The 12,260-nt window shown below is 33.8% G+C and carries 12 protein-coding genes and 1 other RNA gene; 8 read left to right on the top strand and 5 right to left on the bottom strand.

Features of this window, described 5'->3' with window-relative positions:
- The first annotated feature begins 9 nt into the window (after positions 1-9).
- The 4 genes from LOK78_RS05850 to LOK78_RS05835 all read left to right on the top strand — a co-directional run bounded on the left by LOK78_RS05850 (position 10) and on the right by LOK78_RS05835 (position 3,025).
- Positions 10-393, top strand: a complete 384-nt coding sequence (locus LOK78_RS05850) for a ribosomal maturation YjgA family protein (protein WP_232394449.1) — start codon at positions 10-12, stop codon at positions 391-393.
- Positions 390-605 (top strand): hypothetical protein, encoded by a 216-nt coding sequence (locus LOK78_RS05845; protein ID WP_232634301.1) that lies wholly within the window; start codon positions 390-392, stop codon positions 603-605. The genes LOK78_RS05850 and LOK78_RS05845 overlap by 4 nt, the downstream gene beginning before the upstream one ends.
- The gene (locus LOK78_RS05840) at positions 606-1,049 is read left to right on the top strand and encodes a DUF1361 domain-containing protein (RefSeq protein ID WP_336246330.1); all 444 of its coding nucleotides are present in this window, start codon (positions 606-608) and stop codon (positions 1,047-1,049) included.
- An 83-nt stretch (positions 1,050-1,132) separates the two neighbouring features.
- A complete protein-coding gene (locus tag LOK78_RS05835; RefSeq protein ID WP_232634297.1) occupies positions 1,133-3,025 on the top strand; it encodes a TlpA disulfide reductase family protein in 1,893 nt (630 codons plus the stop codon).
- A gap of 53 nt (positions 3,026-3,078) precedes the next feature.
- Here the strand turns inward: LOK78_RS05835 and LOK78_RS05830 are convergent, their stop codons facing one another.
- Positions 3,079-4,281 carry an NAD(P)-dependent oxidoreductase gene (locus tag LOK78_RS05830; RefSeq protein ID WP_232634295.1) on the bottom strand — a complete coding sequence of 401 codons (1,203 nt, stop codon included), beginning with the start codon at positions 4,279-4,281 and terminating at the stop codon, positions 3,079-3,081.
- Between the two features lie 134 nt (positions 4,282-4,415).
- Between LOK78_RS05830 and ssrA the strand changes: the two genes are divergently transcribed.
- Positions 4,416-4,813: a transfer-messenger RNA gene (gene ssrA / locus LOK78_RS05825) on the top strand.
- Between the two features lie 147 nt (positions 4,814-4,960).
- Here ssrA and LOK78_RS05820 read toward each other — a convergent pair.
- Positions 4,961-6,586 carry a hypothetical protein gene (locus LOK78_RS05820; protein WP_232634293.1) on the bottom strand — a complete coding sequence of 542 codons (1,626 nt, stop codon included), beginning with the start codon at positions 6,584-6,586 and terminating at the stop codon, positions 4,961-4,963.
- A 229-nt stretch (positions 6,587-6,815) separates the two neighbouring features.
- Between LOK78_RS05820 and LOK78_RS05815 the strand changes: the two genes are divergently transcribed.
- The 3 genes from LOK78_RS05815 (at position 6,816) to LOK78_RS05805 (ending at position 8,776) form a co-directional block, all read left to right on the top strand.
- A complete protein-coding gene (locus LOK78_RS05815) occupies positions 6,816-7,379 on the top strand; it encodes a hypothetical protein (protein WP_232394453.1) in 564 nt (187 codons plus the stop codon).
- A gap of 135 nt (positions 7,380-7,514) precedes the next feature.
- On the top strand, positions 7,515-7,868 hold the full coding sequence (locus LOK78_RS05810; protein ID WP_232394454.1) for a PKD domain-containing protein: 354 nt from the start codon (positions 7,515-7,517) through the stop codon (positions 7,866-7,868).
- 74 nt (positions 7,869-7,942) lie between these two features.
- A complete protein-coding gene (locus LOK78_RS05805; protein WP_232634291.1) occupies positions 7,943-8,776 on the top strand; it encodes a hypothetical protein in 834 nt (277 codons plus the stop codon).
- Between the two features lie 129 nt (positions 8,777-8,905).
- Here the strand turns inward: LOK78_RS05805 and LOK78_RS05800 are convergent, their stop codons facing one another.
- The 3 genes from LOK78_RS05800 to LOK78_RS05790 are packed head-to-tail and all read right to left on the bottom strand — an operon-like array spanning position 8,906 to position 12,204.
- Complete coding sequence (locus tag LOK78_RS05800) at positions 8,906-9,937, bottom strand: AI-2E family transporter (RefSeq protein WP_232634290.1); 1,032 nt, start codon at positions 9,935-9,937, stop codon at positions 8,906-8,908.
- Between the two features lie 22 nt (positions 9,938-9,959).
- Positions 9,960-11,330, bottom strand: coding sequence for an efflux transporter outer membrane subunit (locus LOK78_RS05795; RefSeq protein WP_232634288.1), 1,371 nt, complete (start codon positions 11,328-11,330; stop codon positions 9,960-9,962).
- Positions 11,317-12,204, bottom strand: a complete 888-nt coding sequence (locus tag LOK78_RS05790) for a hypothetical protein (RefSeq protein ID WP_232634286.1) — start codon at positions 12,202-12,204, stop codon at positions 11,317-11,319. The genes LOK78_RS05795 and LOK78_RS05790 overlap by 14 nt, the downstream gene beginning before the upstream one ends.
- Positions 12,205-12,260: the final 56 nt, after the last annotated feature.

The following is a 12,260-nucleotide window of genomic DNA, read 5'->3' as shown; positions in this document are numbered from 1 at the left end:
CCTAAAAACATGAACCTCACTTTCAACCTAAAATACTTCATGGCGTTTTTAGTGCTTTTTATTACTGAAGCCCTCATCGCCTATTTCCTAAAGTCTGGTTTTATACGGCACACTTTTGGAGACTTTTTGATTGTCATTTTGATGTATTGCTTTTTAAAAAGCTTTTTAATCATAGCTCCAAAGAAGGTTGCATTGGTAGTATTAGTAATTTCATTTGCTATAGAAATTTTACAATACTTCAACCTGAATCATTTTTTGGGACTACAAGATTCCCATTTAGCCAAACTCATCTTAGGAAGTACTTTCCAGTGGTCTGACCTATTGGCCTACTGCCTAGGTGTCCTATTTGTTTTAATACTAGAATCTCTATCAACCAAAACCTCAAAATCATGAAATCTTTCTTATTTAAACATTATTCTATATTATCTCAACTATTCCTATCCATGGGTTTTAGCTTTTTCCTATTAATGGTTCGTATGAAACTCAATCAATCCTTTTTCCTATTATTCATGGTCTGGAATTTGTTTTTGGCAATCATTCCTTATGCCATTTCCAGCTACCTACTTAGCAAAAAACAACCATCAAAATTAACCGTACTAACATGATTGACTTTGTGGTTGCTGTTTTTACCCAATGCCCCCTACATGATTACTGATTTATTACATTTAAAACACAATGCCACTTCCCTAATTTGGTTAGATATTTTGGTAATTACATCTTTTGCCTTAAACGGACTCGCTCTCTTCTTTCTATCCATTTTTGATGTCAAAAAACTTCTTTCCTCCATTCTAAAACCTGTTTGGGTACAGATATTAAGTATTACCATTTTAATTGCTACAGCTTTCGGCATTTACTTGGGAAGGTTTTTAAGATACAACTCATGGGAAATACTCCATAAACCGGGAGAACTGTTACTTGACATCGGAAATATTCTTTTGTTCCCCAAGCAACATACAACCGCCTGGTTGTTTACCTTTTGTTTCTCCACTTTTCTTTGGTTTGGGTATAAATTTGCTGGACATTTTCTTATAATTAACAGAAAATACTGACAAAAATAAATGATAGTTTTCTATATTTGACTGAATGTGAACCATTAGCACTTTTAATGTTTTAATCAAATCTCAATCTTTCCATGAAAAATCCAATTATTTATTTAGCCATTTTATGTACCATATTATCTTGTAAAAAGGAAGAAAAAGAGGTGGTACTTAAAAAGCAAACATTAGGTCATTTCACCCTATCTAAGGACAAAATACAACCGGGTGACACCCTACAAATATCCTATAACGGAGAAGACTCAGACATGTCTGCCATCTACTATTATATGGTTAATAATACTTATTTCCCTGAAGATATCGAGTTTAAAGAAAAGGAATCTCAAATTATAGTTCCTGATTCGGCTACGGGATTGGCATTCAATTTTAAGGAAAATGGACAATATGATTCCAATAACAAGAAAGGTTATTTACTTCCGTTATATACCAAAGATGGAGAAATGCTCCCAGCCAGTCAACCATCTTTATATTATTACACTTTAAACGAAGGGAAAAACTATGACATTGAATTTGAGAAGGAAAGCATCTTAGATTCCTTAAATAAAGCTGTTTCAACCAATTCTGAGTTAAAAGAATTGTGGGGAGACAACTACATATACTTTATTTATAGACAGGACAAAGAAGCTGGGAAAACGCTTATGGAAGATGAAGTAATAGCATTAAATGCTAACGAGGACCTCACCGAAGATGATGCCATTAGACTCTACGGTTTTAAGAATGCCTTAGGAGAAAAAGAATATGCAGATTCTCTAAAAACTGTGATTTTAGAAAAGTATCCCAATGGAAGTTTTGCCAATAGGCAAATCGTCATGGAGTTTAGTCGGGAAAAAGATTTCAACAAGAAATTAGAACTCTACAATTCATACCAAAGCCCAGTTGAAGGAGAGGATAATATGAAAAATTACATGTTAAGCCAAATCGCCAATTACTATGCTGGCCAAGGAGATTTTGAAAATTTTAAAGAATATGCTCAGCAAATGGATAGCAATTCTTCTAAAGCATCTTTATTTAACAGTGTTGCTTGGGACAATGCTGAAAAGGGACAATATCTAGAAGAGATGTCAGTGATTTCAAAGCAATCCTTAGATCTAATTAAAGAATTGGAAAACGACCCAGACAACAAACCAAACTACCTTACCACATCTCAGCACAAAAAAAATCTTGAAAGAAACTATGGTATGTATGCAGACACCTATGCCTACATTCTTTATAAAACGGGCAACTTAAAAGAGGCTCTTGAATACCAAAAAGTGGCTTTTGAACAATATGAGGATGTAGAAATCGCCGAGAGATATCTAGAATACCTTGTAGAAGATAACCAATATGAAAAAACGGAGAAAGAAGCTTCAAGCATGATTGAAAATAGTATTTCTTCAGATAAGATTATCAATCTATATGAAACAGCTTACAAGGAGACCAAACCTAACGATACTAATTTTAGTGAAACCCTATCCAAACTTGAAAAAATAGCATTTGATAAAGAAACTGAAGACATCCGAAATAAGATGGTAGACAAATCTGCTTATGACTTTACACTTAAGGATATGTCGGGCAAAGAGGTTTCTTTAGCAAGTTTGAAAGGCAAAACTGTGGTTTTGGATTTCTGGGCCACTTGGTGCGGTCCCTGTAAAGCATCCTTCCCAGGAATGCAACAAGTTGTTGACAAGTATAAAGATGATGAAAACATAGAAATATTGTTTATTGATACTTTTGAAAATGGACCTAAGCGCGAACAGCAAGTAGCTGAGTTTATTAAAAACAATAAATATACCTTCCATGTTCTTTTTGATAAATCTGAAGAAAAATCAAATGGTTTTGAAGTAGCAGAAGCCTATGGAATAACTGGTATTCCCACTAAAATAATCATAGGCCCTGATGGCAAAATAAAATATGAACAGGTTGGTTTCTCGGGAACTGAAAAGTTGGTTCAAGAATTGGAAATCCTTTTTGAAATCTTGAAAAATTCTTAGTTAGAAAATAAATTAGAAAGCCAAAGAAAATTCTTTGGCTTTTTTTTTATCGGTTATTTACCATCCACATAATCCTGCAAGTATTTAAATCTAGGGGTCAAATGTCCGTTTTCGGTGATTTTTGCCCTTTCTAAAACACCATCCTGATCACCATTAAAAAAGGCCGGTATTACATGTTCTAAAAACATTTCCCCAAAACCTTCACTGGCATCTTTAGGCAATTCACATGGTAAATTATCGACAGCCATAACTACAATGGCGTGTTCATCCATAAAATCAACTTCGCTTTCAGTTTGTGGATCATATCCATAAACGGGTTCCGCAATAGTAGATGGTCTGATAGTAGAAGCTACTGGCCCATCTATATCGCAGCTGATATCGGCCACCAGTTTAATATTAAAATCGTCTGACTTGGCATCTTCCCTAGTAAATAAATAGGGCGCGCCATCTCCATAAAAATGGCCAGCTATAAACATATCAGACACTTTGGCAAAACGCATAAAGTTTGATTCATAAGCCTCTGGATGCTCATAAAAATCTTGATTATCCAAAGTACTTCCATCTTTCCTTTGGTTGTAATCCAACACATCAATCAAACAGTATACAGGCTCATTGAAAGATTCCCTTAAATATGCGTCAACAGAAACCTGTCTCATGTTCATGGCATCCAACATTTCTTTGGCTCCAAAGGCCACCTTTCCACTTCCAGTCAATAGCACCTTAATTGGTGGTACTTCACATTGTTTTAATTCTTTAATCAATGCTTGTTGATCAGCCAATGTTTCCGCCTTTGGTAATTCCCAAGATTGGTATTTCAAACCCCAAGCCCGAAAACCATTATAAGCCCCCACAATACCAGCATACCTTCCAAAACCAATCAATCGTGCACCGTTTGCCTTAACAATGGTTTCATGATCATATAGCTCTATGTTCTTCTCTAAAATGGTTTTTAGCAATTCCCTATTGTATGGCTGTTTTTTAATAGTATGCGAAAAGAAAAAGTATTTTTTATTCGGAATGAGTGCCTCTTTAGGCACCTCTTTCACTCCCAACATGACATCACATGAACTCACATCAACTGAAACATGAAATCCTTTTTCCTGATAACTAGCATCAGAAAACACTCTAATATCAGATGATTCCACCTCAAATTCAGCATCAGGAAATTGCTCCCTAGCTTTCACTAATTCGTCTGGAGAAAATACCACACGTCTATCAGGTGGATTCTTACGTTCTTTAATGATGGCAAACTTCATGTAAATATCATTTTTATTGAAACCTGACACCGCCAGGTTGGTATGGAATTTGCACGAAAATACATAGAATTGGAAGGTTGCACAACATTTTTTAGTAACTTCGCCATCCATTTAAAAATGGTCTTTGAATTATTGGGGTCGACTGGTTTTGACAGCGAGACTTATTGAACTGTAAGCATGCCGTGTAATGAAATTGAAACACGTTAAAGGCTATTTCAACAGTTAAACGGCGAGAATAACTACGCTTTAGCTGCTTAATAACTGAATTATAGTAAGTTATAGCCTTTGTCCCGCGAGGCGGGAAAGCTAAATGTTCCTGAAAAGCCTTGGTTAGCGGCGTTTCGTCAAGGAGCATCGTAAAAGTTAACATAGAACGGTTCTTGTTTCGATAACCGTTTGAAATTTAAGAAACTAAGCTGTAGGTGGGTTGTTTTTTGCCAGCCTATAGCCGACAATTAAGTTAAAACTAAGCATGTAGAAAGCACTTTGATGGCTTGTTTGGACGAGGGTTCGAACCCCTCCGACTCCACAAAAACCCTTGTAAACACCAATGTTTATGAGGGTTTTGTTTTTTAGTTGACATTTTAGTTTGCATTTTCAAATATTGTAAAAAATCATTTTACATACATATTTCTCTAACCAAAACAGGGGCTTTGTCAATAGTGATTATTGATCTTAATCAATCCTTAAGAAAATTATTCTTGACATACCTTTTTGAATAACCAACCCTTTTGGAAATCTCTTCCAATGAGTTACCATGGTCATACATATCAATTGCAATTTCTTTCATCGTGGCTTTAAGGAGCACCAAACCAGTTGTTTGCTCATTTTTTAAGTGTCTGTTAATTTGAACCACACTCGTATTTAAAAATTCGGCAAGTTGTCCAACAGATAATATTTTAGGATTATTAATGAGCACCTCCCTTATTACCTGCTTTTCTATAACAGTTTTCTTTTTAAGTAAATAATTTTTTTTGTTTTGTTGCTTCTTCTTTTTAATCATTAATAAAGAAACAAAAAGAAGGATCAAAATGACTACTGTTGAAGTAATTATTATAAAAGTATGATCCGTCTTCAAGATGGTTGGTCGATTAAAGATTATATCTTTTAACTGGTTGTTTTTAATAACATATAATCCGTTTACACTACCAGCATAAAGATAGTACTGATCCTGATGAAGAGCCATTTTATTGAACTCAATATTCTCAACTAACGGAGATATCACTTCTTCCGAAAAATAATACAAACCCAAATTGTTACTAAATATTATCTTTCCCTGATATTCTAATGCTTGCACAATTTCAGTATTAGGTATTACCTCCAATATTTTAGAATCTTTTAAAATAAAGAGCCCCGAACTCGTTCCAATTAATAAACCACCATCAAAAGTGCTTAGGTCATTGATGGGTGCTTTTAAATTATATTTTGAAATCCCTCCCTCTACATTCATTTCATACAGAACAGAACTTAATGAAGATATATAAAGTTTGTCCTTATACTGCAGGAAATCAGTAAATTCGTCATGTATCAAATAGGTCCTCTCTTCTGTTTTTAAATTGACTTCTCCAAACGCATTGTTGTAAAGAGCAAATATCTTGTTATTAAACTTCAGTAATTTTCTAAAACGAGGACTACCCTCTGTATTTATAACCGTTTCGGGTTCTTTAGAAACCCTACTATATTTGATTAAATTGTCTTGGCACAAATAATACAAGGAATCTAGCTTCACAAATTCACCATTGGAATACTTTGTCATGTATTCATCCATTTTAATATTAGAGAATTGGTCAAAAATAGTATCGATGAAAACGCCGTCATAAGATGATATAACTCGAAATCCTGGTTCGGTGTAAATATGCCTAATTGAATTTCCCCTATGGATTCTTGTAATTTCGGGAGTAATATTATATTCAAGCACTAAACCATTATAGCAAACATATAATTTGTTGCCTAAATTTGCGATGGTGGTTGTGTAGTTATAAGTACCTGGAAGCAAATTGGCCATCCTTTTTGAAGAAGTTATAACACTTTGTTTAATGATGTCATTATGGCTAATCACTTTAGCATTTCTTCTAACATCAAAGTTTACCCAGCTATATTTAAATTTTCCTTCTTGAACAAAGTTCAATTCATCAAAATCATTCCAGGTATAAAGACTATTATCAAATCTTAAATAAAGAAACTCGCCATCAGAATCTATGTTTCGCACATTTTTATTTAAAGGAAGTGATCTAATAAACGTTGTGTCTTGAGAAAAAGTAGCTATGACAAATAAAAACGTCATTAAAAACAAAAATTGTTTCATTTTATACATTTTGTTTCATATGAGTCAACTATTGTTCTCAATTATAACCTTTCAAAAAAACCAATTAAGGGTAAAAATACGAGTTTTGTTTGAAATTACATACAACATTAAGAAGAAGTTACACCTTTATTTGAACAAAGAATTGTCATTTAAAAAATCAACAATAACACTTCAAAAAATTGCGGAATCCGAAAAGCACGAGAGTAGGAATTATTAAAAAATATAAAAAATGAAAAAAAGAATTGCCCTATTAAGCTTATTGTTTATTTCACTTTATTCTGTTGCCCAAGAAAAAGGCACAAACGATATTAATTTTGGTATTGGATTTGAAACTAGTAATGAATTCCTCAATACTGTAGAAGATATTATAAGTGGAGTTTCTTATAGAAATACTACGGTGACGCCAGCATTTATACTAACCTATAAAATTGCTGTTAAAAATAAATGGTTTGTCTACGCAGATGGAGCATATCAGCAAGTAACAGAAGATGTGGTGGAAAATAATTTAACAACAGGAGATGCAACCCATCGCTATATCACTGTTGGATTCGGTTCTAGCTATCACTACATTTCAAAAAATTGGTTTCAAATGTATTCTGGGGCCAGTGTAGCTTACACTTCCCAATATTCTAATTTTAGTACGTCCTCAAATTTAGAAGATAAAAGTGACGGCTATTTTAATTTTCATGTAAGTGCTCTGGGATTTAGGTTTGGAAAAGCATTAGCTGGATTTGCCGAAATAGGAGTTGGGTACAAAGGTTTTGCCAATGTAGGTATATCTTATCAATTTTAGAAAGCACTAAATTCTTTATTAAGGATTAATATAATCCAAAAATTATTCTTTTTTATTAAAGTCAATAATTTTCACGCATAAAGACCTTTTAATCAATTTTTTAAAAACTTTTTAGTAACACTAATTTATTTAAAAATGAAAAAACTTATTTCGATAACCCTGCTAGTTTTTTTCGGACTTCTTACTTCATGCAGTAAAGATGACGTAAATGATTCACTTGATTGTTTTGGTGAGGCATTGGTGACCCATATACATCATCATACGGACTCCACAAATTCCCATATCATTAATTTTGATGTTGAGTATAATGGTGATAGAACCATATCTTCAGTTAAATGGAATTTTGGTGACGGTAGTACAGGGACAGGGAATGAAGTATCACACACTTATGCGACAACAGGTACGTATGAAGTTAAAGTGTCCATTACAGTCACAGAAGGTGGAAAATCATGTTCGTTTGTTCCTATCAAGAGCGTAACCATTAATTAAGTTTTGATTTCAAAGTATTTTAGACTTCTATCTATAAAGTAAATAGAAGTCTATTAATTTATAATTCTATTGCCATGAAATTCTTAAAACCTGCTTTATTTTTTTTGTTTTTATTCCTTTCCAATTGTCTGTTGGCGCAAAACGATATCGTTCTTAAAACAAATGGGGATGAAATGAGAGGACATGTGACTAAAATAAATGATAAGGACATTCAGTTTATATACGAAAATGAAACGCTGGAATACAATATTCCGATTTCAGAAATCATAAAAATAACTTTTAGTTCTGGAAGAATAGAATATTTTGATAAGGAAGAAAAAGTTTCTTTCCAAAATCTAGAAGACCATCACAATAAAGTTGCCATTTTGCCTTTTGGTTATATTAAAGATCTGGAAACCAGTAACGCCACAATGACCAAGAAAATTCAATTAGAAACTTATACTATTTTTAAATACAAGGCTGTAAACTTACAATTTCAAGACCCAAATACAACCAATTCCTTATTAATAAAAGCCGGCCTTATTAACAATAACATAGAAGGTTATACGATGGGAGAGATTTGTAATATTTTAGGAGTGGAATATGTAGTGCAAGGTTTGGTTTCAATTGAAAGATCTACTGTGACAGGCTTTAGCAATACCCAAACAACAAAAAAAGACCACCATAACAATGCCTATGTAGATCGAAGAGGTCATATTGTAGGTGATATTTCAAATAACAACAGGAGCAATACCAGCTCCTTTAATACAACAACACAAAATTATTCAACCAATATTACCATGAACATCTATACAGATAAAGGTGATAATGTTTTTAGTAAAGAGCATAGTTCATTTTGGCAAACAGAAGATGCTTACAAAATAACATTAGATTTTTTAGCTAGAAAAACTCCTTTGTTCAAAAAATAAATTAAAACCTTAAGATTAGTAATCAATCAAATATAATTAAGGTCTTCCTCCGACTCCACACGAAAAAACCTTGTAAACTTTTTGTTTACAAGGTTTTTTTATTTAGAATGGAATTTTCAAATTTAATTCCTACACATCGTCTGAAGAATTTACCCAGCTTGTATAAATTTGGTGCATTATAGCCAACACTACGGTCCCTACAAACAGTCCAATAATACCATGAAGCATAACACCTCCTATGGCTCCCAAAAATATTATAACTGTAGGCGTTTTTAAACCTTTAGACAGCATAATAGGTTTTAAGAAGTTATCCAATAAAGAAACCATTACGATATAGATAGTAAAAATAATAGCATGTGTGGTATTCTCCATAAGAGTAAAAGCCAAGGCTATTGGAGGGATAACAGCCAAAGTTACCGGAACTTGAATAATAGCACAGAAAAGAACTAACAAAGTAAATAATCCAGCCAATGGAATACCAGCTATTTTAAGGCCAATAAAACTCAACAGGGCCTGTATAATGGCCACCAACAAAATACCTTTTACAACACTACGAATGGTATTCCTCGAAATTATAACAAAATCCTCGCCATCTTTACCAATGACTTTTTTTGCAAATTTTAGAGCTGTTCCATAAGAGGAATCAGCATTTGACATGAAAACAACGGCTATAATGAATGACACGATAAATAAGAGAAGGGTTCCCATAAGCCCTAGCAAGCTTCCAAAAATATTTTTCCCTTTTTCAAGTAGATATTCTCTATGATCTATAGCATATTCCTTGGTATCTATTGACAATTGATGCCATTCCCGATACAATTTTTCCCCAAATAAAGGCAGCGTTCTCACCTTCTCGGAAGGAGGTGAAATTTCAAAAGTACCAGCCTTTAGGTCCTTTAAAACTTCGGTAGTACTTTCAATAGCAGAACTAAAGACCATATATGACGGCACAGCCATAATAGCTATTACCACAATTGAAAAAATGAAACTTTTCAACTTAGACCCTTCAATCCTTTTTTTATAAAAAGGATAAATCGAAACGGCTAAAATAACAGCCCAAGCAAGTACCCCAATGAATGGCGACAACAATTTAAAGGTCCAAATCAGTAATAGAGAAACAAGGGCAATCCTGATAAAAATGGTTAATGTAGACTTATTCATAAGATTACTTTTTAATTGATTATTATGATTGATTCAAACTCCAACCACCTCCTAAAGCCAGATATAACTTAACAATAGAATGTAATTGCAGTTTATAGCTTTCCGATGCATTTAACTGCGCTTCAAATAGCGAATTTTGAAGATTTAAAAATTCTAAAAAAGAAGAAACTCCTTCATTGTACCTTACCCAAGATAGATTTAAGGCTTCTTCAGACAGCAACAATTGTTCATTACGAATGTCTACCTCCATTTTATAGGTATTGATAGCAATTAAGGCATCCTCTATTTCTTGAAGAGCGACTAAATAGGCCTGTTTATATTCATTCTCCAATTGTCTATAAACTTCTCCCTGTAATGCAATGGCATTTTTGATTTTATGGCTGTTAAAAATAGGGCCTACTAATTCACCAATTATTGAGGAAAAAAACATGGAAGGGTTTGTTAATTGACCTCCCAAATCAAATGAAAGGGTAACATTTGGATATTGTAACGCCTCTGTGGCTCCTACTGTTGCCAGTTGTGATTTCAATCGATGTTCTAATACCATTATGGAAGGGCGACGTTGTAATAATTGAGATGAGACACCAACCGGTAATTCTGAAGGAAAAACTTGCTCTTGCAACAACAATCCTCTTGGGATAGATTTAGGTTCACTACCCAAAGCAATGCTAATAGCGTTCTCTAATTGCTTTCTAGCCCGTAAAAGAGTTTGCAGTGCAATTTCAACATCCTTTATTTCAATGGTAATTTGATTTACATCTACCTTAGAAATAAACCCTCCATCATAACGAGCATCTATAATGTTTTTGTAGTCATTCATGGAATTCACCATATTCTCTGCAACTATAATTTTGTTATCCACATCTCGCAACGAAAAATAGAGCGTAGCAATTTGGGTTACTAAAGTTGCTTGCACCTGATAATATGCCATTTCGGTACTAAGATAGGCTTCAAAAAAAGCAAGGTTTTCATTTTTTATCCTACCCCAAAGATCTATAGTATAGGAAACATTGGCAGCGATTAATGCTTGATCTGTAATGTCTGAAGTGATGGAATTAGTGGAAGCTTGGTAAGAGGCACCATAATTAATGGCTGGAAATAAATCGGCACGCGCGATGTTATATTGCAGCTGTGATTGCTTAAGAGCAATAATGGTATTTTGTAGTGATAGGTTATTTTCTAAGCCTTCTTCAATAAGTTCGGATAATGTTGGGTCATTGAATATGTCCCACCATTTTGTATCTGCAAAACTGGTTGAATCAGTAGTTTTATCACCTATAACATACGAATCTGCCACTTCAGGTGACACATAGCTTTTTTGAATGGAACACGACATGAATGTTGTCATCCAACCAAAAACACCCAACAAATATGTAGCCCTAAGCAGTTTCATTTTCAAGAAAAGGATTATTTAATGTGTTAACTGTTTTGAAAGCCACTATGAGATATAAGATAGCAAGCCCCAACTGTAATAACCTGTCGGAAATAGTACTGGCTGCCGATGTATCTGAAACAGAAACAGAACCCATAACCACAAAAAAAGTTTTAAAGGCGAGGTCATAAATAGCAGCTGTTTGCTGGCCAGAAAATATTTTTTGCACAAAATAACCTCCTACGGAAATGATTAATAAAATATAAATCAAATAATTAGGTGCAATAACCAATATATTGTAGGCCAAAAGCCCTAAAGCTCCACCAAGTAAATTACCTATAAGCATAACTTTTCCTTTGTTAGAGCGGTACATAAAAGGATCAAATCCCAATATAACTATAAATACCAGGGTTATGGGAAGAATGTTAAGGTTATAAATTAAGAATATAGCCACCACAGGCAACAGGACTATTACACCATTGAGAGCAAGTTTGTCTAAATTAAGTTTTGGCTTTTCTAATGGCTTTTTCTGTTCTTCAGTTTGGATTTGAGTCGAAACTGGAAAAAGCAGGAATGAAAACTGAATGACAGCCAACGCAATTGCCAAGTGTAGCAATAAAAGTTTCACAACAAATGTCCCTAAAAAGTTTCCTTGCACATTTACAAAAGTCAATAAAACAGCAAGCATTAAAAATAATAACCTCACGGCTGCAGGTATTTTGTTTAATCGATAGCTCCAAAAAATAATGAGCCCAAGAATGGGAAGAACCACCAATGGCATATCAATTAAATATTTACCAATAGAATTGCCAATGACTCCCAGTAGACCAAACGCAATCCAAATTAAGATTGACTTCTTTATTGTTGGTCTTTCCCCTTCCTTTCCCAAAAACATAAGAGTTAGAATAGGAGTAATGTGGGGTGTGAATAAATTAATAGAAGTCGTCAAAA

It is taken from the genome of Mangrovimonas futianensis, from assembly GCF_021245805.1.
In the GTDB taxonomy this organism is placed as follows: Bacteria; Bacteroidota; Bacteroidia; order Flavobacteriales; family Flavobacteriaceae; genus Mangrovimonas; species Mangrovimonas futianensis.
Note: the sequence above shows the minus strand (reverse complement) of the source record. Positions and strands in the feature narration are given on the sequence as shown.